19 protein-coding genes are annotated in these 21,040 nt (G+C 58.5%); 3 read left to right on the forward strand and 16 right to left on the reverse strand.

Features of this window, described 5'->3' with window-relative positions:
• The 12 genes from nuoC to AACY44_RS20380 form a co-directional block, all read right to left on the reverse strand.
• Nucleotides 1–1,785, reverse strand: coding sequence for an NADH-quinone oxidoreductase subunit C/D (gene nuoC / locus AACY44_RS20325; protein WP_065872063.1), 1,785 nt, complete (start codon nt 1,783–1,785; stop codon nt 1–3).
• Nucleotides 1,786–1,858: 73 nt separating this feature from the next.
• Nucleotides 1,859–2,533 (reverse strand): NuoB/complex I 20 kDa subunit family protein, encoded by a 675-nt coding sequence (locus AACY44_RS20330; protein WP_012724951.1) that lies wholly within the window; start codon nt 2,531–2,533, stop codon nt 1,859–1,861.
• A gap of 10 nt (nt 2,534–2,543) precedes the next feature.
• Nucleotides 2,544–2,957, reverse strand: coding sequence for an NADH-quinone oxidoreductase subunit A (locus AACY44_RS20335; RefSeq protein ID WP_003219575.1), 414 nt, complete (start codon nt 2,955–2,957; stop codon nt 2,544–2,546).
• A gap of 589 nt (nt 2,958–3,546) precedes the next feature.
• Nucleotides 3,547–4,872 (reverse strand): isocitrate lyase, encoded by a 1,326-nt coding sequence (aceA, locus tag AACY44_RS20340; RefSeq protein WP_339530938.1) that lies wholly within the window; start codon nt 4,870–4,872, stop codon nt 3,547–3,549.
• Between the two features lie 490 nt (nt 4,873–5,362).
• Nucleotides 5,363–6,100, reverse strand: coding sequence for a secretin N-terminal domain-containing protein (locus AACY44_RS20345; protein ID WP_339417884.1), 738 nt, complete (start codon nt 6,098–6,100; stop codon nt 5,363–5,365).
• A gap of 151 nt (nt 6,101–6,251) precedes the next feature.
• Complete coding sequence (locus AACY44_RS20350; RefSeq protein ID WP_339417882.1) at nt 6,252–6,674, reverse strand: GNAT family N-acetyltransferase; 423 nt, start codon at nt 6,672–6,674, stop codon at nt 6,252–6,254.
• Nucleotides 6,667–7,833, reverse strand: a complete 1,167-nt coding sequence (locus AACY44_RS20355) for a ribosomal protein uL16 3-hydroxylase (RefSeq protein ID WP_049712673.1) — start codon at nt 7,831–7,833, stop codon at nt 6,667–6,669. The genes AACY44_RS20350 and AACY44_RS20355 overlap by 8 nt, the downstream gene beginning before the upstream one ends.
• A gap of 83 nt (nt 7,834–7,916) precedes the next feature.
• Nucleotides 7,917–9,287 (reverse strand): adenylosuccinate lyase, encoded by a 1,371-nt coding sequence (gene purB / locus AACY44_RS20360; RefSeq protein ID WP_032889684.1) that lies wholly within the window; start codon nt 9,285–9,287, stop codon nt 7,917–7,919.
• Between the two features lie 125 nt (nt 9,288–9,412).
• Nucleotides 9,413–10,036 carry a high frequency lysogenization protein HflD gene (gene hflD / locus AACY44_RS20365; protein ID WP_065872067.1) on the reverse strand — a complete coding sequence of 208 codons (624 nt, stop codon included), beginning with the start codon at nt 10,034–10,036 and terminating at the stop codon, nt 9,413–9,415.
• The gene (mnmA, locus tag AACY44_RS20370) at nt 10,033–11,157 is read right to left on the reverse strand and encodes a tRNA 2-thiouridine(34) synthase MnmA (protein WP_339417876.1); all 1,125 of its coding nucleotides are present in this window, start codon (nt 11,155–11,157) and stop codon (nt 10,033–10,035) included. The genes hflD and mnmA overlap by 4 nt, the downstream gene beginning before the upstream one ends.
• Before the next feature lie 58 nt (nt 11,158–11,215).
• The gene (locus tag AACY44_RS20375) at nt 11,216–11,662 is read right to left on the reverse strand and encodes an NUDIX hydrolase (protein ID WP_339417875.1); all 447 of its coding nucleotides are present in this window, start codon (nt 11,660–11,662) and stop codon (nt 11,216–11,218) included.
• A 222-nt stretch (nt 11,663–11,884) separates the two neighbouring features.
• The gene (locus tag AACY44_RS20380; RefSeq protein WP_339417873.1) at nt 11,885–14,110 is read right to left on the reverse strand and encodes an NADP-dependent isocitrate dehydrogenase; all 2,226 of its coding nucleotides are present in this window, start codon (nt 14,108–14,110) and stop codon (nt 11,885–11,887) included.
• Between the two features lie 495 nt (nt 14,111–14,605).
• Between AACY44_RS20380 and icd the strand changes: the two genes are divergently transcribed.
• On the forward strand, nt 14,606–15,862 hold the full coding sequence (gene icd / locus AACY44_RS20385) for an NADP-dependent isocitrate dehydrogenase (protein ID WP_339417871.1): 1,257 nt from the start codon (nt 14,606–14,608) through the stop codon (nt 15,860–15,862).
• A gap of 81 nt (nt 15,863–15,943) precedes the next feature.
• On the opposite strand, the gene cspD is transcribed toward icd, so the two are convergent.
• Nucleotides 15,944–16,234 carry a cold shock domain-containing protein CspD gene (gene cspD / locus AACY44_RS20390; RefSeq protein ID WP_370467904.1) on the reverse strand — a complete coding sequence of 97 codons (291 nt, stop codon included), beginning with the start codon at nt 16,232–16,234 and terminating at the stop codon, nt 15,944–15,946.
• 224 nt (nt 16,235–16,458) lie between these two features.
• On the opposite strand from cspD, the gene clpS reads away from it, so the two are divergent.
• Both clpS and clpA read left to right on the forward strand, forming a co-directional pair.
• Nucleotides 16,459–16,827 carry an ATP-dependent Clp protease adapter ClpS gene (gene clpS, locus AACY44_RS20395; protein ID WP_101271708.1) on the forward strand — a complete coding sequence of 123 codons (369 nt, stop codon included), beginning with the start codon at nt 16,459–16,461 and terminating at the stop codon, nt 16,825–16,827.
• A gap of 29 nt (nt 16,828–16,856) precedes the next feature.
• Nucleotides 16,857–19,127 (forward strand): ATP-dependent Clp protease ATP-binding subunit ClpA, encoded by a 2,271-nt coding sequence (gene clpA / locus AACY44_RS20400; RefSeq protein ID WP_339417863.1) that lies wholly within the window; start codon nt 16,857–16,859, stop codon nt 19,125–19,127.
• 146 nt (nt 19,128–19,273) lie between these two features.
• Here clpA and infA read toward each other — a convergent pair whose 3' ends face one another.
• The 3 genes from infA to aat form a co-directional block, all read right to left on the reverse strand.
• Nucleotides 19,274–19,492 carry a translation initiation factor IF-1 gene (infA, locus tag AACY44_RS20405; RefSeq protein ID WP_002553999.1) on the reverse strand — a complete coding sequence of 73 codons (219 nt, stop codon included), beginning with the start codon at nt 19,490–19,492 and terminating at the stop codon, nt 19,274–19,276.
• A 100-nt stretch (nt 19,493–19,592) separates the two neighbouring features.
• Nucleotides 19,593–20,300 carry an arginyltransferase gene (locus AACY44_RS20410; protein WP_339421017.1) on the reverse strand — a complete coding sequence of 236 codons (708 nt, stop codon included), beginning with the start codon at nt 20,298–20,300 and terminating at the stop codon, nt 19,593–19,595.
• Nucleotides 20,301–20,355: 55 nt separating this feature from the next.
• Nucleotides 20,356–21,036, reverse strand: a complete 681-nt coding sequence (gene aat, locus AACY44_RS20415; protein ID WP_339421019.1) for a leucyl/phenylalanyl-tRNA--protein transferase — start codon at nt 21,034–21,036, stop codon at nt 20,356–20,358.
• Between the last annotated feature and the right edge of the window lie 4 nt (nt 21,037–21,040).

Raw genomic sequence — 21,040 nt, forward strand, 5'->3', positions numbered from 1 at the left:
TTAGCGGTCCACGTCGGCCATAACGAAATCGATACTACCCAGGTACGCAATCAAGTCCGCGACCATCTCGCCTTTGATCACCGAAGGGATCTGCTGCAAGTGCGGGAAGCTTGGCGTACGAATCCGGGTGCGGTAGCTCATGGTGCCGCCATCGCTCGTCAGGTAGTAACTGTTGATACCCTTGGTCGCTTCAATCATCTGGAAGGATTCGTTGGCCGGCATTACCGGGCCCCACGAAACTTGCAGGAAGTGCGTGATCAGGGTTTCGATGTGCTGCAGCGTGCGCTCTTTCGGCGGCGGCGTGGTCAGCGGGTGATCCGCCTTGTACGGGCCGGCCGGCATGTTGCGCATGCACTGCTCGATGATCTTCAGGCTCTGGCGCATTTCTTCGACGCGCACGATGCAACGGTCGTAGGCATCGCCGTTGGCCGCCAGCGGGACTTCGAATTCGAAGTTCTCGTAGCCGGAGTAGGGGCGCGCTTTACGCAGGTCGAAATCGCAGCCGGTCGAACGCAGGCCAGCACCGGTGACGCCCCATTCCAGGGCTTCTTTGGTGTTGTACTGGGCGACGCCGATGGTACGGCCTTTGAGGATGCTGTTGTCCAGCGCTGCCTTTTGGTACTCGTCCAGACGCTTGGGCATCCAGTCGATGAACTCCTTGACCAGGCGCTCCCAGCCGTTCGGCAGGTCGTGGGCCACACCGCCGATGCGGTACCAGGCCGGGTGCAGGCGGAAGCCAGTGATGGCTTCGATGACCTTGTAGGCGCGCTGACGGTCGGTGAAGGTAAAGAACACCGGGGTCATGGCGCCAACGTCCTGGATATAGGTACCCAGGAACAGCAGGTGGCTGGTGATCCGGAAGAACTCGGCCATCATGATGCGGATGGTGTCGACGCGGTCCGGAACCTTGATGCCGGCCAGCTTCTCGACAGAAAGCACGTACGGCAGGTTGTTCATCACGCCGCCGAGGTAGTCGATACGGTCGGTGTACGGGATGAAGCTGTGCCACGACTGACGTTCGGCCATCTTCTCTGCACCACGGTGGTGGTAGCCGATGTCCGGCACGCAGTCGACGATTTCTTCGCCGTCCAGTTGCAGGATGATACGGAAGGCACCGTGAGCCGAAGGGTGGTTCGGGCCCAGGTTGAGGAACATGTAGTCCTCGTTGGTGCCTGAACGCTTCATGCCCCAGTCTTCCGGACGGAAGCGTGCGGCCTCTTCTTCAAGCTGTTGCTTGGCGAGGTTGAGGCTGTACGGGTCGAATTCGGTGGCGCGGGCAGGGAAGTCCTTGCGCAGCGGGTGACCTTCCCAGGTGGGCGGCATCATGATGCGCGTCAGGTGCGGGTGGCCCGGGAAGTCGATACCGAACATATCCCAGACTTCACGCTCGTACCAGCTGGCGTTCGGCCAGATGCCGGTCACGGTCGGTACGCTCAGGTCGCTTTCGGACAGCGCGACCTTGATCATCACGTCGCTGTTACGTTCGATCGACAGCAGGTGATAGAACACGGTGAAATCGGCGCCGCTCGGCAGGCCTTGACGCTTGGTGCGCAGACGCTCGTCCACGCCATGCAGGTCATAGAGCATGACGTACGGCTTGGGCAGGTTACGCAGGAATGTCAGGACTTCGACGAGCTTGGCGCGCGCCACCCACAGCACCGGCATCCCAGTGCGTGTGGCCTGGGCGGTGAAGGCGTCAGGGCCAAAACGGTTATTGAGTTCGACGACCACATCCTGGTCGTCTGCCTTATAAGGCGGGATGTACAGAGCGCTGCCTGTAGTCATGGTTTTTTTATCGCTTTCGGTCAACGTAAAGAATGAAGCCAGGTTTTCGTTCTATAAAAGAAGCGGTGCTGGATCAGACTTCGTCGGGGCTGCGCAGGTTGGTGACTGCGATACGCTGTTCGCGGCGCTGTTCCTTTTGCGACGGCATCTCGGCGCGATACACGCCTTGATCGCCGACGACCCAGGAAAGCGGGCGACGCTCCTTGCCAATCGATTCCTGCAACAGCATCAAGCCTTGCAAGAACGCTTCAGGGCGGGGCGGGCAGCCAGGCACGTAGACGTCCACGGGCAGGAACTTGTCCACCCCTTGAACCACTGAGTAGATGTCGTACATGCCACCGGAGTTGGCGCACGAACCCATGGAAATAACCCACTTTGGTTCGAGCATTTGCTCGTAGAGACGCTGAATGATCGGCGCCATCTTGATAAAGCAGGTACCGGCGATAACCATGAAATCCGCCTGACGCGGCGATGCCCGGATAACTTCGGCGCCAAAGCGCGCGATATCGTGGGGCGCCGTGAAGGCGGTGGTCATTTCCACGTAGCAGCAGGACAGACCGAAGTTGTACGGCCACAGGGAGTTTTTACGCCCCCAGTTGACCGCGCCACTCAGCACGTCTTCCAGCTTGCCCATGTAGATGTTTTTGTGGACTTGATCTTCTAACGGATCGGAAACGGTTTCCCGTTCGCCGATAGGGTACTGATCGTTAGGAGCATCCGGGTCGATCCTGGTGAGATTGTATTGCATCGCCAAAGCCTCATTGTTTCAGCTTCGCTTGCCGCTTACGCCGAGCTTCCGGAGCCCAATCAAGGGCGCCCACTCGGAACAAGTAGACAAGGCCTGCCAACAGAATTGCTATGAAAACGAGGGCTTCGACGAATCCGGTCCAGCCGCTTTCGCGGACGGACACAGACCAGGCAAAGAGAAAAAGGGCTTCGATATCGAAGATCACGAAGAGCATCGCGACCAGATAGAATTTGGCTGATAGCCGCAAGCGGGCGCCACCTGTAGGCAGCATGCCGGACTCGAACGGTTCATTTTTGCTACGGCCCCAGGCTTTTGACCCGAGGAGGCTGGAGACGCCGAGCATGAAGGCGCAAAGGCCGACAACACCGAGGAGGAAAATGGCAAAGCCCCAGTTGTGGGCCATGAGTCCTGTCGCTTCGGTCATGCTAGAAATCCTTAACAGAGAGCAAAGGTCTCTGAGCTCGAAAAAGTAACGATGCAGTGACGATATGTCGCACTGCAATCAATCGCGGTGATTTTATGGCTAAACACCGGGCAAGTAAAATTCCGATAGCGAAATTATTCGATGGAATAAGCACATAGTGCACCTTCGTGGGGCTGTAGCCCTTATGGGGCGGGCATTAGCAGGCATTTAATCAAATGTGTTTTGTTTAACCTGTAAAGAAGTTTTCATGGGTCAAATGATAATGAATATTGTTTGCGTGGGGTTTAAGCGAATGTTTCTCGTGTGGCGCGGGAGTTGTTGTTACTTGCTGGATGGGCACTTAGTTGCTGATGGGGATCTTTTAACCGATTTGATCGAGGCGAATACCGCTCTGGATCAATGTTTTGCACTAAGTCTTCAGGCTGGATGCATTCCCTTGTGGGAGCGAGCAAGCCCACACAGATTTTGACTTTTATCGTCAGGGGGATTTTAGTGGGCAAAAAAACGCCCCGAACCAGTCGGGGCGTGATTGTTGTGCGGCACTGCGTTTAGCTTTTGAACGGTTACGCAGTGGCCGTTTACTCGATACTTAGTGGAACTGCTCTTCTTCGGTCGAACCGGTCAGCGCGGTCACGGACGAGGTGCCGCCCTGGATCACGGTGGTCATGTCGTCGAAGTAGCCGGTGCCCACTTCCTGCTGGTGCGCCACAAAGGTGTAACCCTTGGCTGCGTCAGCGAATTCCTGCTCCTGCAGCTTCACGTAAGCGGTCATGTCGTTGCGCGCGTAGTCGTGCGCCAGGTTGAACATGCTGTGCCACATATTGTGAATGCCGGCCAGGGTGATGAACTGGTGCTTGTAGCCCATGGCGGACAGTTCGCGCTGGAACTTGGCGATGGTCGCGTCGTCCAGGTTTTTCTTCCAGTTGAAGGACGGCGAGCAGTTGTACGAAAGCAGTTGGTCCGGGTACTCCTTCTTGATCGCTTCGGCGAAACGACGGGCTTCGTCAAGGTCCGGCTTGGCGGTTTCGCACCAGATCAGGTCAGCGTACGGCGCGTAGGCCAGGCCGCGGGCGATTGCCTGGTCGAGACCAGCGCGAACCTTGTAGAAACCTTCCTGAGTACGTTCGCCGGTCACGAATGGCTTGTCGTATGGGTCGCAGTCGGAGGTCAGCAAGTCAGCGGCGTTGGCATCGGTACGCGCCAGGATGATGGTCGGGGTGCCGGCAACGTCAGCGGCCAGGCGAGCAGCGGTCAGCTTCTGTACGGCTTCCTGGGTTGGCACCAGTACTTTGCCGCCCATGTGGCCGCACTTCTTCACCGAAGCCAACTGGTCTTCGAAGTGCACGCCGGCAGCGCCTGCCTCGATCATGCTCTTCATCAGCTCGTAGGCGTTCAGTACGCCGCCGAAACCGGCTTCAGCGTCAGCCACGATGGGGGCGAAGTAGTCGATGTAGCCTTCGTCGCCCGGGCCTTTACCGGCTTTCCATTGGATCTGGTCGGCACGACGGAACGAGTTATTGATGCGCTTGACCACGGTTGGAACCGAATCCACCGGGTACAGCGATTGGTCGGGGTACATGGATTCAGCGGAGTTGTTGTCCGCCGCCACTTGCCAGCCGGACAGGTAGATTGCCTGGATACCTGCTTTGATCTGTTGTACTGCCTGGCCACCGGTAAGGGCGCCCATGCAGTTGACGAAATCTTTGTCGGGACGGAAGGAAGGCTTGGCACCTTGGGTGACCAGGTTCCACAGCTTCTCGGCGCCGAGTTTTGCAAAGGTGTGCTCAGGTTGAACCGAGCCACGCAGGCGGACGACGTCAGCAGCGGAATAAGCGCGGGTCACGCCTTTCCAGCGTGGGTTTTCAGCCCAGTCTTTCTCGAGGGCTGCAATTTGCTGTTCGCGTGTCAGTGCCATGGGAGTAAACCTCGTCGCGTCTTCGTGTGGTGGAAAAATCCATTTGCCAGCCCTGCATTCAATGCGTGGGCAGGGCTGCTCGCTGACCAGAAGCTTAGGCGGTCATGTCGGGTCTGGCGGGGAATGCGACGGGATGAACGATTGGCGAGAGGGGGGAGCAGGTAAAGGCAGACCAGGAACAGTCTTCAGGCGTCGTGGGCCCTTAGGTGTTCAGCAGCGTGTAGCCGGGTTACCTGGTTAGCTTCCGTCCCTCGGGACAACTTCGTTCCAGTCGCAACCTCGTCAAACACACCTTGTGGGCGGTACAGACACGAATCGGCTCAGGTGGGTAGCTTAGAGCAGCGATCCGAAGGCCCTTGCCAGGGCCCCTGATCAGCGGGAGCGAGGCCATCATGCCCATGCTTTTTTGGATCGTCAAATGTTTTGTAGTGATTTTTTTGCAGCACTACATCTTTAGTCTAATACGACTCATCAGTCAGTTTTTGGTGCTTCAGTTCAGGGTGTCGACCTTGACTCGCACTGTCAGGTCGTCGCGGCCCTGAGTAGAGTAGCTGCGGGTTGTAGAGGATTTGTCGGCCTGGGTCTGGCGATTGATGCCGGCCAGGGTAATCCACTCACCCAACTGCCCACTGACGGTTGTGTCGGTGCTTTGTACGTTCACTACATCGGGACGTTCCTGGCTCATGCGGTCACGGTTGGTACTGATTGCCAGGTGCACGGTTTCACCGGTGACGCTGGCTGTGACGTAGAAGCCCTGGGTGACGTTGCGGTACTGGGTCTGGTTTTGCGGGCGACCATAGCTGTCTTGCTGGGTGGTAGTGAGCGGTACGCTTTGACCCACCTGGATCAAGGCGGGTACACCTTCACTGGCCTGGATCTGCTGGATACCGCCGTCGCGGCTGGTCGTGCCGTAGCTGATGATGCGGGTCTGGCTGTCGCCGCTGTTCTGCTGATTGCTTTCGTTGGTGTCGACAGTGATCAGCAAACGCTTGGTCGGGGTGTCCAGTTGCGAGAGCAGGGCGCGCAAGTCCTGGATCTTGGCGGGGTCAGCGTTAACGATCAGTTGGTTGCCGTAGGCACTGACGGTGCCGTCCTTGCCAATGAAGTTCTGTGCCACAGGCAGCAGGTCGGCGCTGGTGCGGTTGCTCAGGTTGACGACTTCAGTGTCGGCCACAGCCGCGAAGCTGGTGGTCAGGAGAACGGCGGTGAGCAGGGTGCGTAGGGACATGTCCGTGATCTCTGCGAGTCATTTGGGCTTGAGTTTGCCAGTTTGTCGGCCTGGCGGGTCGCAAATTGAATTCTGGACGGCAAAATGCCCTGGCATGGCAGGGCATTTTTGGTGTTGCTGATATCGCTATCGCAGGCGACGCGGTTTCGGATCAGTCCCCGCGCACCATATCCACATGCGGAATCCCGACTTCAAGAAATTCATCACTGACAATCTTGAAACCCAACCGCTCATAGAACGGCGCAGCATAAACCTGTGCACTCAGAAACTGCTTGGTCTGGCCGCGTTTCTCGGCCTCGCCGATCACAGCTTCCATCAGCTTGTCGCCGACCTTCAGTCCGCGCCAGTCCTTGAGCACTGATACGCGACCAATCTCGCCGCTGGGCAGCAGGCGAGCAGTGCCGATAGGAAAGTCGCCTTCAAATGCTAGAAAGTGCATGGCGCCAGCGTCGTCAGCGTCCCACTCCAGCTCAGGTGGAACCGATTGTTCAGCGATAAACACCGCTTCACGAATGCGCCGAATCTCGTCGATATCCATTCGCCAGTCCGCGACACGTACGTGAATCTTATTCATCGGCAAATCCCAGGCTGCCTTGCTTGACCAATTCGCACAGCAGGTCGCGACCGTCTTCATCCGCCAGCCATGGGCCGAGGTTTTCAGCGTGCAAGGCGTCGGCGGCGCAGATCAGCTTCAACAATTCGCGCAGTTTGCCCGGCAAATAACGGCTTTGCCCGCTGGCGAACAGCAGCACGTCGTCGTCCACTTCCGACCAGGCCATACGCGCGCTCGGGTTGCGCACGAGGATCGCGCCGTCTTGCAAGCTGCTGATGAAGTCTTCTTCGCCCACTTCTTCGCCGGCCACCAGTTCCGGGTAGCGTGGCTCGGTCATGAACTGGCCGAACCAAGTCAGCAGCATGCGCTCGTCGCTCATGTGCTCGGCCAGCAGGCTCTTGAGGCGGTCGAGGGCGTCGCTCTGGATCTGGTGCGGGTCGCTGACGGGTTGGGCGTCGGCGTCGGTGTAACGCTCTTCGTCGGTCAGGTACTGGGCCAGGAAGTCGGTGAAGTGGGTCAGCACTTCAGCAGCGCTTGGCGCGCGGAAGCCGACCGAGTAGGTCATGCAGTCATCTTCGGCGATGCCGAAGTGCGCCAGGCGCGGCGGCAGGTAGAGCATGTCGCCCGGTTCCAGGACCCATTCGGCGCTTTCTTCAAATTCGGCGAGGATGCGCAGGTCAGCGTGTTGCAGCAGCGGGCTTTCGGAGCTGCACATCTGGCCGATCTTCCAGTTGCGCTTGCCCTGGGCTTGCAGCAGGAACACATCGTAGTTGTCGAAGTGCGGACCAACGCTACCACCCGGGGCAGCAAAGCTGATCATCACATCGTCGATGCGCCAGCTCGGCAGAAAGCGGAACTGCTCCAGCAGCTCGGCCACTTCCGGTACGAACTGGTCGACGGCCTGCACCAGCAGGGTCCACTCACGTTCGGGCAGGGTGCTGAAGGCGTCTTCAGCGAACGGGCCACGACGCAGTTCCCACGGACGCTCGCCGTGTTCGATCACCAGACGCGATTCGACTTCTTCTTCCAGGGCCAGGCCGGCCAGTTCATCGGCGTCGATCGGGCTTTCGAAATCAGGGATGGCCTGACGGATCAGCAATGGTTTTTTCTGCCAGTAGTCGCGCAGGAATTCCCGTGCCGTGATGCCGCCCAGAAGTTGAAGAGGAATATCAGGATTCATTTGTAACCTATTGAAAAAATGCACTTTTCAGACTGAAATAAAAACGCCCGGCGCGGCCGGGCGTCTCAAGGGGCATGCGGTAATCAGATGCGCTTGGCTTGCTCTACAGCGTTGCCGATGTAGTTGGCCGGGGTCAGCAGTTTCAGCTCGGCCTTGGCCGCGGCTGGCATGTCCAGGCCGTCGATGAAAGTTTGCAGTGCTTCGGGGCTGATGCCCTTGCCGCGCGTCAACTCTTTCAGCTTCTCGTAAGGGTTTTCGATGTTGTAGCGGCGCATCACGGTCTGGATTGGCTCGGCCAGGACTTCCCAGCACGCGTCCAGGTCAGCGGCGATCTTCTGCGCGTTGAGCTCAAGCTTGCTGATGCCTTTGAGGCTGGCTTCGTAGGCGATCACGCTGTGAGCAAAGCCCACACCGAGGTTGCGCAGTACGGTGGAGTCCGTCAGGTCGCGCTGCCAGCGGGAGATCGGCAACTTGCTGGCCAGGTGCTGGAACAGCGCGTTGGCGATGCCGAGGTTGCCTTCGGAGTTTTCGAAGTCGATCGGGTTGACCTTGTGCGGCATGGTCGACGAACCGATTTCACCGGCAATCGTGCGTTGCTTGAAGTAGCCCAGGGAGATGTAGCCCCAGATATCGCGATCGAAGTCGATCAGGATGGTGTTGAAGCGCGCAATGGCGTCGAACAGCTCGGCAATGTAGTCGTGCGGTTCGATCTGCGTGGTGTACGGGTTGAAGCCCAGGCCTAGTTCGTCTTCGATGAAGGCGCGGGCGTTGGCTTCCCAGTCGATCTCAGGGTAGGCAGACAAGTGGGCGTTGTAGTTGCCTACGGCGCCGTTGATCTTGCCCAGCAGGGGCACGGCTGCGACCTGAGCGATCTGGCGCTCCAGGCGGTACACCACGTTGGCCAGTTCTTTGCCCAAGGTCGTTGGCGATGCCGGCTGGCCGTGGGTGCGCGACAGCATCGGCACATCGGCGAAACGGATAGCCAGTTCGCGGATGGCTTCAGCGGTCTGGCGCATCAGCGGCAGCATGACGTCATCACGGCCTTCGCGCAGCATCAGGGCGTGGGACAGGTTGTTGATGTCCTCGCTGGTGCAGGCAAAGTGGATGAACTCGCTGACCTGGGCCAATTCCGGCAGCTTCGCCGCTTGCTCTTTCAGCAAGTATTCGATGGCTTTGACGTCGTGGTTGGTGGTGCGCTCGATCTCTTTCACACGCTCGGCGTGCTCCAGGGAGAAGTTTTCCGCCAGGGTGTTGAGCACAGCGTTGGCTTCGGCGGAAAACGCCGGCACTTCGCTGATGGCAGGGTGAGCGGCCAGGCGCTGGAGCCAGCGCACTTCAACCAGTACGCGAGCACGGATCAGACCGTATTCGCTGAAAATAGGGCGCAGGGCCTGGGTTTTGCCGGCGTAGCGGCCGTCAACAGGGGAAACCGCAGTGAGCGAAGAAAGCTGCATGGGGTGTTCTCGGACAGTCGGGCAACGAAATGGGGCGCGTATCATACATGAAAAAATCCGCCGGTCCGTTGCCAACTGACCGGCGTATTACGCGTAACGGCTTGAAAATGGCCTGCTGGTGCGACTTATTCGTTGCGCATCAACGGGTAAAGCTCTTTGAGCAATTTGCGACGACTGATCACCAACTGCCAACGATGACCGCCCAGCTGGCGCCACAACCGCGCCGAGCGAATACCGGCCAGGAGCAGGGCGCGGATTTTCGAGGCGTTGTTCGGTTGTTGCAGGTTGCGCATGTCGCCGTGCACCTGGATTCGCTGGCGCAAGGTGCTCAAGGTGTCCTGGTACAGCGCGCCGCAGGCCGCGACCACGTTTTCGTGGGCTGGGCCGAAGTGTTCCACCTGGGACTGAATCTGTGGCAGGCGCTTGCCGATGACCTCGAGCATGTCTTCACGCTTGGCCAGTTGACGCTCAAGGCCGAGCATCGACAGGGCGTAGCGCAATGGCTCGCGCTGCAAGGTGCTGGGGTCGCGCTCCAGGGCGCCGATCAGGGCGCGGTAACCTTCACGCAGCGCGATATCGTCACCCCCGTAGACTTCCAGGGTGTCCTTGGGGTCGCGGATCAACAAGCTGCCGAGCATGCAGGTCAGGCCTGCCTCGGTGACTTGGCCAGTCTTGGCGATCTTGTCCACCAGTACTGCGGCGAGGAAAACCCCGCCGAGTGCCGTCAATTGCTCCTGGGTCGGGCTCATGCCGGGTTGCTCCAGGCTTGCGCGACTTCAATCACGCCGCCGCCCAGACAGATTTCGCCGTCATAGAACACCACGGACTGGCCAGGGGTGACCGCGCGTTGCGGGTCATCAAAGGTTGCGCGGTAGCCAGTAGCGGTTTTTTCCAGGGTGCATGGTTGGTCGCTTTGGCGATAGCGCACTTTGGCGGTCAAGCGGCGCGGGGTGCTCAGGTCGATCGGGTTGACCCAATAGATTTCAGAGGCGAGCAGGGCGCCGGAGAACAGCAATGGATGTTCGTTGCCCTGGCCAACAATCAGCACGTTGTGTTCCAGGTCTTTGACCAGCACGTACCACGGCTCCTCACTGGCGTCTTTCAAGCCGCCAATGCCCAGGCCCTGGCGCTGGCCGATGGTGTGGTACATCAGGCCATGGTGACGGCCGATGACGTCGCCTTCGGTGGTTTTGATTTCGCCCGGTTGCGCCGGCAGGTATTGCTTGAGGAAGTCGCTGAAGCGGCGCTCGCCGATAAAGCAGATCCCGGTCGAATCCTTCTTTTTGGCGGTGGCCAGGCCGTGTTTCTCGGCGATCCTGCGCACTTCGGGCTTTTCCAGTTCGCCCACGGGGAACAGGGTCTTGGCGATCTGTTCACCGCCGACGGCGTGCAGGAAGTAGCTCTGGTCCTTGTTTGGGTCCAGGCCCTTGAGCAGTTGGGTGCGCCCCTCGATGTCGCGGCGGCGCACGTAGTGACCCGTGGCGATCAGATCGGCGCCGAGCATCATCGCGTAGTCGAGGAACGCCTTGAACTTGATTTCACGGTTACACAGGATGTCCGGGTTCGGCGTGCGGCCGGCCTTGTATTCGGCCAGGAAGTGCTCGAACACGTTGTCCCAGTACTCGGCGGCAAAGTTGGCGGTGTGCAGCTTGATGCCGATCTTGTCACACACGGCCTGGGCATCCGCCAGGTCGTCCATGGCGGTGCAATATTCCGTTCCATCGTCTTCTTCCCAGTTCTTCATGAACAGGCCTTCCACCTCATAACCCTGCTCCATGAGCAGAACGGCGGAAACGGAAGAATCCACGCCGCCGGACATGCCGACGATGACGCGCTTCTTTTGGGTGTCAGAAGGGGCTGGATCACGCATAGGTTTCAACGGGTGTCTTGAAAAAGGACGCGATTCTATCAGGCCCGAGCCTTCAAGGCTAAAGAGAAGGGCGGATCAATTCGAGACTGTGCCGCTGGCCGGCCAGATAATCGTCGATACAGCGGATGATCAGCTCACTGCGCCAGCTGTCGCGCAGGTCCATCAATTCGTCGCGGGTCAGCCAGCGGGCGCGGATGATGCCTTCGTCGAGTTGATAGCCCGGGTGGTGTTTCAGGGCTTTGGCGGTAAAGCACACACGCTGGTAAGTCACACCATTGCTGGGGGCGGTGTACAGGTAGATGCCGACGATGCCGGTGGCTTCGACGTCCCAGCCGGTTTCTTCAAGGGTTTCGCGCACGGCGGCTTCGGTCAGGGTTTCATGCGGGTCGAGGTGGCCGGCGGGCTGGTTGAGTACGGCGCGGCCGCCCTTGAGCTCTTCGACCATCAGGAAGCGGCCGTTGTCTTCGACAAGGGTGGCGACGGTGATGTGGGGTTGCCAGGTCATTCAAAACCTCGATTCATGGCGCGGTGCGGTCTTTAGTCAGGATTGCAGTCAGTGTGAGCCTGCTCGCAAATGCAATGGGTCAGATAGGCATCGGGCAACTGGCACTCCGCATTCGCGAGCAAGCCCACTCTCACATTTTGATCCGGTTTCTTCAGCAAAACCGCAGAGTCCAGGAACAGAAACCCCGGCACAAGGCCGGGGCTTCTTTGCATCCTTACAACCTTACTTCAACTTGGCAATTGCTGCATTGAACGTGTTGCTCGGACGCATGGCCTTGCTGGTCAGCTCAGGGCTTGGCGCGTAGTAGCCGCCGATGTCCACTGGCTTGCCCTGTACGGCGTTCAGTTCGGCAACGATGGTTGCTTCGTTCGCGGTCAGGGTTTTTGCCAATTCGCCAAACTGCGCTTGCAGTGCAGTGTCTTCGGTCTGAGCGGCCAGGGCTTGAGCCCAGTACAGCGCCAGGTAGAAGTGGCTGCCGCGGTTGTCGATGTTGCCGACTTTGCGCGATGGCGACTTGTTGTTGTCGAGGAACTGGCCGGTGGCCTGGTCCAGGGTCTTGGACAGTACCAGGGCTTTCGGGTTGTTGTACGTCACACCCAAATGCTCAAGGGAGGCGGCCAGGGCCAGGAACTCGCCCAGGGAGTCCCAGCGCAGGAAGTTCTCTTCGACCAGTTGCTGAACGTGTTTCGGGGCCGAACCGCCAGCGCCGGTTTCGAACAGGCCGCCGCCGTTCATCAGCGGCACGATGGACAGCATCTTGGCGCTGGTGCCCAGCTCCATGATCGGGAACAGGTCGGTCAGGTAGTCACGCAGCACGTTACCCGTCACCGAGATGGTGTCCAGGCCCTTGCGGGTGCGCTCCAGGGTGAACTTCATCGCGTCGACGGGCGACATGATGCGGATGTCCAGGCCTTCGGTGTTGTGGTCTTTCAGGTAAGCCTGAACTTTCTCGACCACGACGCCATCGTGTGCACGCTGTGGGTCCAGCCAGAAAATGGCCGGGGTGTTGCTGGCGCGGGCACGGTTGACGGCCAGTTTGACCCAGTCCTGGATCGGCGCGTCTTGGGTCTGGCACATGCGGAAGATGTCGCCAGCCTCGACTTTCTGTTCCATCAACAGGCTGCCCTTGCCGTCGGTGACGCGGACTACGCCGTCAGCTTTGATCTGGAACGTCTTGTCGTGGGAACCGTACTCTTCGGCTTTCTTCGCCATCAGGCCAACGTTTGGCACGCTGCCCATGGTGGTTGGGTCGAACGCGCCATTGGCCTTGCAGTCTTCGATGACGGCTTGGTAAATGGTGGCGTAGCAGCGATCCGGGATCACAGCCTTGGTGTCGTGCAACTGGCCGTCGGTGCCCCACATTTTGCCGGAGTCACGGATCATGGCAGGCATCGAGGCGTCGACGATGACGTCGCTCGGCACGTGCAGGTTGGTGATGCCTTTGTCGGAGTTGACCATCGCCAGGGCAGGGCGAGCGGCATAGACCGCCTGGATGTCAGCTTCGATCTGCGCTTGCTGGTCAGCCGGCAAGGCCTTGATGCGTGCGTACAGGTCGCCGATGCCGTTGTTCAAGTTGAAGCCGATCTGCTCCAGCACGGTCGCGTGCTTGGCCAGGGCGTCTTTATAGAACTCGGCAACGATCTGGCCGAACATGATCGGGTCGGAGACCTTCATCATGGTGGCTTTCAGGTGAACCGACAGCAGTACGCCTTGTTTCTTGGCGTCTTCGATTTCAGCGGCGATGAAGCTGCGCAGGGCTTTCTTGCTCAGTACGGCGGTGTCGATGATTTCGCCAGCCTGTACCGAGGTTTTTTCCTTCAGGACGGTCGCAGTGCCGTCTTGAGCGATCAGCTCGATTTTGACGGCATCAGCACCTTCGATCTGTACGGCTTTTTCGCTGCCGTAGAAGTCGCCACTGTTCATGTGAGCAATGTGCGACTTGGAGTCGGCAGCCCAGGCGCCCATTTTGTGCGGGTGCTTGCGTGCGTAGTTCTTGACCGACAGCGGTGCGCGGCGGTCGGAGTTGCCTTCGCGCAGTACCGGGTTCACGGCGCTGCCCTTGACCTTGTCGTAACGTGCACGGGTTTCTTTTTCCGCGTCGGTGGTTACGGTTTCCGGGTAGTCCGGCAGGGCGTAGCCCTGGGCCTGCAGTTCCTTGATCGCGGCTTGCAGCTGCGGGGTCGAGGCGCTGATGTTAGGCAGTTTGATGATGTTGGCTTCAGGCGTAACGGCCAGGTCGCCCAGTTCGGCGAGGTGGTCCGCGATAGCCTTGGCGCCCAGTTGCTCGGGGAAGCTTGCGAGGATGCGCGCGGCGAGAGAGATGTCGCGGGTTTCCACGGCAATATCAGCGGAAGCGGTGAAGGCCTCTACGATAGGCAGCAGTGAATAGGTGGCGAGGGCCGGGGCTTCGTCGGTGAAGGTATAGATGATCTTCGAGCGGGTGGGCATATTCGGATTAACTCTCTTCTTTGCTGAAAGCGTGCGCAGAAACTCGAGATGCGCCGGGTGGAGCGCGTTCGTTCAAAGTCATCCATGAGCGAAATGTCGAGGTTTCTTCGCGGTGATGTTGGGTTGCATCAGTCGAGCGTCAAGCGGGTGGACTATTGTAATAGTCCTGCTTTGCGAGCCGAGGGCATCTGTTCTAGAGCGGTCGGCTGTCGTGACTCTTGGGTCAGCGGCGGCATTATACATAGGTCGCTATGCTTACGCCGAGCCTTCATACAAAAGGTGTGTCGTCCATTGGTCTAAAGGTCGCAGGTACCACGTTGCACCTAAAGTCGTACGTTGTGCTCAAGATTGGCGCTTTTACCTTTGCTTTCAAGCTTGTAGGCGACTAAATGTGCTGTTTTCGATGCAAATGAGCCTGGCGTGAGGTTTCAGTCGTCATTTATCTGGAGTAGGCTCGAACGCAGCCAGATGTTTAATCCATAGATGGAGTTCAGCATGGGATACCAGAAGATTCAGGTTCCGGCAGTCGGCGACAAAATCACCGTCAATGCAGACCATTCTCTCAATGTTCCTGACCAACCGATCATCCCTTATATCGAAGGTGACGGTATCGGCGTCGACATCAGTCCGGTGATGATCAAGGTGGTCGACGCAGCTGTTGAAAAGGCTTACGGCGGCAAGCGCAAGATCTCGTGGATGGAGGTTTATGCTGGCGAGAAAGCCACCCAGGTCTACGACCAAGACACCTGGCTGCCCCAGGAAACCCTGGATGCGGTCAAGGATTACGTGGTGTCCATCAAGGGCCCACTGACCACGCCGGTCGGTGGCGGCATCCGTTCGTTGAACGTGGCCCTGCGCCAGCAACTCGACCTTTACGTGTGTTTGCGTCCGGTGCGCTGGTTCGAAGGTGTGCCCAGCCCAGTCAAAAAGCCTGGCGATGTGGACATGACCATCTTCCGCGAGAACTCCGAAGATATTTACGCCGGGATCGAGTGGAAGGCCGGTTCGCCCGAGGCGATCAAGGTGATCAAGTTCCTGAAGGAAGAAATGGGTGTGACCAAGATCCGTTTCGATCAGGATTGCGGGATTGGCGTGAAGCCGGTCTCCAAGGAAGGCACTGAGCGTCTGGCGCGCAAAGCTCTCCAGTACGTAGTGGACAACGATCGCGACTCGCTGACTATCGTGCACAAAGGCAACATCATGAAGTTTACTGAAGGCGCCTTTAAGGAGTGGGCCTACGGTATTGCTGAAAAAGAATTCGGCGCAACGCTGCTCGATGGCGGCCCTTGGATGCAGTTCAAGAACCCGAAGACTGGCAAGAATGTAGTCGTCAAGGATGCCATTGCGGACGCCATGCTCCAGCAGATCCTGTTGCGTCCGGCTGAGTACGACGTGATTGCGACTCTCAACCTCAACGGTGACTATCTGTCCGATGCTTTGGCGGCAGAAGTGGGCGGAATCGGTATTGCGCCGGGCGCGAACCTGTCCGACACCGTGGCGATGTTCGAGGCTACCCATGGTACTGCGCCGAAATACGCGGGCAAGGACCAGGTCAACCCGGGTTCGCTGATTCTGTCGGCGGAAATGATGTTGCGCCACATGGGCTGGATCGAGGCGGCGGACTTGATCATCAAGGGCACCAATGGTGCCATTTCGGCCAAGACAGTGACTTATGACTTCCATCGCTTGATGGAGGGCGCCAAGTTGCTGTCTTCGTCGGCCTTCGGCGATGCGTTGATTTCGCATATGTAAAGGAAGGGCACAAAAAAACCGGTCACCTCATTGGGTTGAGTTGACCGGTTTTTTCATTGCAATATTCGCACTCAGGGGCTTTTAGGTCGTTAACGTTTTTTGGCTGGGAGCGTTTGATGTGGCTGGTTTTTCAGGCGCATCAACCTTAGCGGCAGAGATTCCCACGGCGTGCAGCCCTTTTGGTCCTTGAATGATCTCGAAGCTTACCGCTTGGCCCGCTTTCAGGGTCTTGTACCCGTCCATTTCGATCGCTGAGTAGTGCGCGAAAAGGTCATCATCCTTGCCGTCTTCAATAATGAAGCCGTACCCCTTGGCATTATTGAACCACTTGACCTTGCCCTTTTTCTTTCCATTGATCTTGACGCCAGACATACCCATATCCCTCTGCACCAGACTCCATCACTGGAGTATCATCCAGTTTATCCGTCCTAACCCGAATAAATAAGGTTGACTGCGCGGACCTTTTTTACCCACTGTGGGTTCTATTGGTTGTAACACCGATTTGCCGATAGTCAAGGCGACCAGTCGGTCAGAGTTGAAATTCTGACAGGTCGCCCCCACCACTGTATTTGAACCACTGACGAACCTTTCTTTCCATGCATGCAAACAGCCAGATTCGACTAACATTCAATCAGGATCGACCGGATCATGAACATGATGACGACGGTTCTGCAGGCATTGCTGTTCAGGAGGCCAAGCCTGCTTTACAGGCGCCGCCGATGTACAAGGTGGTTTTGTTCAATGATGACTACACACCGATGGATTTCGTCGTCGAAGTGCTCGAGGTGTTTTTTAACCTGAACCGCGAGTTGGCCACCAAGGTAATGCTGGCCGTTCATACAGAAGGACGGGCAGTATGTGGAGTGTTTACCCGCGACATCGCCGAGACAAAGGCCATGCAGGTCAACCAGTACGCCAGGGAAAGCCAGCATCCGCTACTCTGTGAAATCGAGAAGGACGGTTAACGCCGACCACTTGGGTATGAGGTGAAGCTATGTTAAACCGCGAGCTCGAAGTCACCCTCAATCTTGCCTTCAAGGAGGCCCGTTCGAAGCGTCATGAATTCATGACCGTCGAACACCTGCTGCTGGCACTTTTGGATAACGAAGCTGCCGCCACCGTTCTGCGTGCGTGCGGCGCTAACCTCGACAAACTCAAGCATGACCTGCAGGAGTTTATCGACTCCACGACGCCACTTATTCCCGTCCACGATGAAGACCGTGAAACCCAGCCAACCCTGGGCTTCCAGCGGGTGCTTCAACGTGCTGTTTTCCACGTGCAGAGCTCCGGTAAGCGTGAAGTCACAGGCGCCAACGTGCTGGTGGCGATTTTCAGCGAGCAGGAAAGCCAGGCAGTGTTCCTGCTGAAACAGCAGAGCGTTGCCCGTATTGATGTCGTCAACTACATCGCCCACGGTATCTCCAAGGTGCCTGGGCACGGCGATCATTCCGAGGGTGAGCAGGAGATGCAGGACGAAGAGGGTGGTGAGTCTTCTTCTTCGGGCAATCCACTGGATGCCTATGCCAGCAACCTCAATGAACTGGCGCGCCAGGGGCGGATCGATCCGCTGGTGGGGCGAGAGCTGGAAGTTGAGCGCGTGGCGCAGATCCTCGCGCGTCGTCGCAAGAACAACCCGTTGCTGGTGGGTGAGGCGGGTGTGGGTAAAACCGCGATCGCCGAAGGCCTGGCCAAGCGCATCGTGGATAACCAGGTGCCAGACCTGCTGGCCAACAGCGTCGTCTACTCCCTTGATCTCGGCGCTTTGCTCGCCGGGACCAAGTACCGGGGCGATTTCGAGAAGCGCTTCAAGGCGTTGCTCGGCGAGCTGAAAAAACGCCCGCAGGCGATTCTGTTCATCGACGAAATCCACACGATCATTGGTGCCGGTGCCGCCTCCGGTGGGGTGATGGATGCCTCCAACCTGCTCAAGCCGTTGTTATCCTCGGGTGATATCCGTTGCATCGGCTCGACCACGTTCCAGGAATTTCGCGGCATCTTCGAGAAAGACCGTGCCCTGGCGCGTCGCTTTCAGAAAGTCGATGTGTCCGAGCCTTCGGTCGAAGACACCATCGGCATCCTGCGCGGGCTCAAGGGGCGCTTCGAAGCGCACCATGGCATCGAGTACACCGATGAGGCCCTGCGTGCGGCGGCTGAGCTGGCGTCGCGCTACATCAATGACCGGCACATGCCGGACAAGGCGATCGACGTGATTGACGAGGCGGGGGCTTACCAGCGCCTGCAGCCGGTCGAGAAGCGTGTGAAACGCATCGACGTGCCTCAAGTCGAGGACATCGTGGCGAAGATCGCGCGGATTCCACCTAAACACGTCAACAGTTCCGATAAGGAGCTGCTGCGCAACCTGGAGCGCGACCTCAAGCTCACCGTTTTTGGCCAGGATGCGGCCATCGATGCGCTGTCCACCGCGATCAAGCTATCGCGTGCTGGCCTCAAGTCGCCGGACAAGCCTGTCGGTTCGTTCCTGTTCGCAGGCCCGACCGGCGTCGGCAAGACCGAAGCGGCGCGGCAGTTGGCCAAGGCCATGGGCATCGAGCTGGTGCGCTTCGACATGTCCGAATACATGGAGCGGCACACCGTGTCGCGTCTGATCGGCGCGCCTCCGGGCTATGTCGGTTTCGACCAGGGCGGCCTGTTGACCGAGGCGATCACCAAGCAGCCGCATTGCGTGTTGCTGCTCGATGAAATCGAGAAGGCCCACCCGGAAGTCTTCAACCTGCTGCTGCAGGTGATGGACCACGGGACCCTGACCGACAACAACGGGCGCAAAGCGGACTTCCGCAACGTGATCGTGATCATGACCACCAACGCCGGTGCCGAAACGGCCGCGCGGGCTTCGATTGGCTTCAGTCATCAAGATCACTCTTCTGATGCCATGGAAGTGATCAAGAAAAGCTTTACGCCGGAGTTCCGCAACCGCCTGGATACTATTATCCAGTTTGGTCGCCTCAGCCATGAGGTCATCAAAAGTGTGGTGGACAAGTTCCTCACCGAGCTCCAGGCGCAGTTGGAAGACAAGCGCGTGCAACTGGAAGTCTCGGAAGCGGCGCGCAGCTGGATCGCCGAAGGCGGATACGATGCGGCAATGGGCGCACGCCCGATGGCGCGTCTGATCCAGGACAAGATCAAGCGGCCGCTGGCCGAAGAGATCCTGTTTGGCGAGCTTTCCGACCATGGTGGCGTGGTGCACATCGACCTGAAGGACGGCGAGCTGGCCTTCGAGTTCGAAACCACGGCTGAAATGGCCTGATAGCTGACCGCAACAAAGCAAAAGGCGCCGAAAGGCGCCTTTTTGCTGTCTTGAAAACGAAGGAGATTAAATGTGGGAGCGGGCTTGTTAGGTAAAGAGCACACACAAAAACGCCCGGCATAACCGGGCGTTTTGTATTGACTTGCTTAGCGAGCGCGGTAAGTGATGCGCCCTTTGCTCAAGTCATAGGGCGTCAGCTCGACGCGCACTTTGTCGCCGGTAAGAATACGAATGTAGTTCTTGCGCATCTTGCCGGAGATATGCGCGGTTACGACGTGCCCATTTTCCAACTCCACACGAAACATGGTGTTGGGCAGGGTGTCGACGACAGTGCCTTCCATTTCGAAGCTGTCTTCTTTCGACATGCAGTAAAGCCCTCGGTATCCAGTGAATGGCCCGGTGCAACTGCGCCAGGCAAAAGCGGCGTGCATTGTGCCCGAAAAAGGGTGTTTAAGCCAAGGGGTTCTAGTTATGTGTGACCCATCTTTGATTAATCAGCAGTTCAATGGGTCGATATTGGGTCTTGTAATTCATCTTTTTGCAGTTCTTGATCCAGTAGCCGAGGTACACCGCCTCCAGTTCCTGGCGCAGGGATTCGCCAATTTGCCAGAGGATCGCGAAGCGTCCCAGGCTACGGCGTTCTTCGTCAGGCTCATAAAAGGTGTAGACCGCTGAAAGCCCGTTAGGCAGCAAATCGGTCACGGCGACGGCCACCAAGCGGCCGTCCGCACGAAACTCGTAGAAGCGTGAGAAGGGCAGGTCGCGCACCAGGAACGTGGAAAACTGGTCGCGACTGGGCGGAAACATATCGCCGTCGGCGTGTCGTTGCTCGATATAACGCTGATACAGGTCGAAGTATTCTTCGGTGAAGCGCGGCTTGGCTGGCATCACCGTCAGGTCGGCGTTGCGCTTGAGGATGCGCTTCTGGTTACGGTCCGGCAGAAACTGCGCCACAGGGATGCGCGCCGGCACGCAGGCATTACAGTTCTGGCAATGCGGCCGGTACAGATGATCGCCACTGCGCCGAAAGCCCATTTCCGAGAGATCGGCGTACACATGCACGTCCATCGGCTGGCTGGGGTCGAGGAACAGTGTGGTGGCCTGCTCGTCGGGCAGATAGCTGCAAGAGTGGGGTTGAGTGGCATAAAACTTCAAACGCGCCAACTCGGTCATGATCAACCCTCGGATAAGCTTTGAAGTAAGTGTAAGTCAGGAGTGCGCAAGTCGCTTAAGAAACCCAAGGCCCGGCGTTGGGCTGGTCCAGATGGTCACGCAGGAAGCCTGCGAAGTCGCTGCGGGAAATGGCGCGGGCACCCAGGCTGTGCAGGTGGTCGTTGGGCATCTGGCAGTCGATCAGCACAAAGCCCCAGGCCTGTAGTTGGCGAGTCAGCGTGGCAAAGCCGAATTTCGAAGCGTTGTCGGCGCGGCTGAACATTGATTCGCCGAAAAACAATTGGCCCATTGCCAGGCCATACAGGCCGCCCACCAGTTCCCCGTCGTCCCAGACCTCTACCGAATGGGCGTAACCGCGCTGATGCAGTTCCAGGTAGGCGCTCTGGATGCTTTGGGTGATCCAGGTTCCATCGGTATAGGCGCGCGGTGCGGCGCAGGCCTGGATGACTGCAGCGAAGTCCTGGTCGAAGGTGACGCTGTAGCGCTGCTGGCGCAACAGTTTGCCCAGGCTGCGGGACACATGCAGCTCGTCGGGGAGTATGACGGTACGTGGGTCGGGCGACCACCAGAGGATCGGCTGGCCCTCCGAGAACCATGGGAAGCAGCCGTGACGGTAGGCTTGCACCAGTCGTTCGGCCGACAGGTCGCCACCGGCCGCGAGCAGGCCATTGGGCTCACGCATGGCCTTGGCCAGCGGGGGGAAGGTCAGTGAATCGCGTTGTAACCAGGTCAGCATGGTA

The organism is Pseudomonas sp. RA_15y_Pfl1_P11, from assembly GCF_963970975.1.
Classification (GTDB): Bacteria; Pseudomonadota; Gammaproteobacteria; order Pseudomonadales; family Pseudomonadaceae; genus Aquipseudomonas; species Aquipseudomonas tritici.

Bases quoted from the DNA above. Each gene is read 5' to 3' on its own strand.
- nuoC (WP_065872063.1), bottom strand. From the start codon at position 1,785: ATGACTACAGGCAGCGCTCTGTACATCCCGCCTTATAAGGCAGACGAC.
- AACY44_RS20330 (WP_012724951.1), bottom strand. From the start codon at position 2,533: ATGCAATACAATCTCACCAGGATCGACCCGGATGCTCCTAACGATCAG.
- AACY44_RS20335 (WP_003219575.1), bottom strand. From the start codon at position 2,957: ATGACCGAAGCGACAGGACTCATGGCCCACAACTGGGGCTTTGCCATT.
- aceA (WP_339530938.1), bottom strand. From the start codon at position 4,872: ATGGCACTGACACGCGAACAGCAAATTGCAGCCCTCGAGAAAGACTGG.
- AACY44_RS20345 (WP_339417884.1), bottom strand. From the start codon at position 6,100: ATGTCCCTACGCACCCTGCTCACCGCCGTTCTCCTGACCACCAGCTTC.
- AACY44_RS20350 (WP_339417882.1), bottom strand. From the start codon at position 6,674: ATGAATAAGATTCACGTACGTGTCGCGGACTGGCGAATGGATATCGAC.
- AACY44_RS20355 (WP_049712673.1), bottom strand. From the start codon at position 7,833: ATGAATCCTGATATTCCTCTTCAACTTCTGGGCGGCATCACGGCACGG.
- purB (WP_032889684.1), bottom strand. From the start codon at position 9,287: ATGCAGCTTTCTTCGCTCACTGCGGTTTCCCCTGTTGACGGCCGCTAC.
- hflD (WP_065872067.1), bottom strand. From the start codon at position 10,036: ATGAGCCCGACCCAGGAGCAATTGACGGCACTCGGCGGGGTTTTCCTC.
- mnmA (WP_339417876.1), bottom strand. From the start codon at position 11,157: ATGCGTGATCCAGCCCCTTCTGACACCCAAAAGAAGCGCGTCATCGTC.
- AACY44_RS20375 (WP_339417875.1), bottom strand. From the start codon at position 11,662: ATGACCTGGCAACCCCACATCACCGTCGCCACCCTTGTCGAAGACAAC.
- AACY44_RS20380 (WP_339417873.1), bottom strand. From the start codon at position 14,110: ATGCCCACCCGCTCGAAGATCATCTATACCTTCACCGACGAAGCCCCG.
- icd (WP_339417871.1), top strand. From the start codon at position 14,606: ATGGGATACCAGAAGATTCAGGTTCCGGCAGTCGGCGACAAAATCACC.
- cspD (WP_370467904.1), bottom strand. From the start codon at position 16,234: ATGTCTGGCGTCAAGATCAATGGAAAGAAAAAGGGCAAGGTCAAGTGG.
- clpS (WP_101271708.1), top strand. From the start codon at position 16,459: ATGCATGCAAACAGCCAGATTCGACTAACATTCAATCAGGATCGACCG.
- clpA (WP_339417863.1), top strand. From the start codon at position 16,857: ATGTTAAACCGCGAGCTCGAAGTCACCCTCAATCTTGCCTTCAAGGAG.
- infA (WP_002553999.1), bottom strand. From the start codon at position 19,492: ATGTCGAAAGAAGACAGCTTCGAAATGGAAGGCACTGTCGTCGACACC.
- AACY44_RS20410 (WP_339421017.1), bottom strand. From the start codon at position 20,300: ATGACCGAGTTGGCGCGTTTGAAGTTTTATGCCACTCAACCCCACTCT.
- aat (WP_339421019.1), bottom strand. From the start codon at position 21,036: ATGCTGACCTGGTTACAACGCGATTCACTGACCTTCCCCCCGCTGGCC.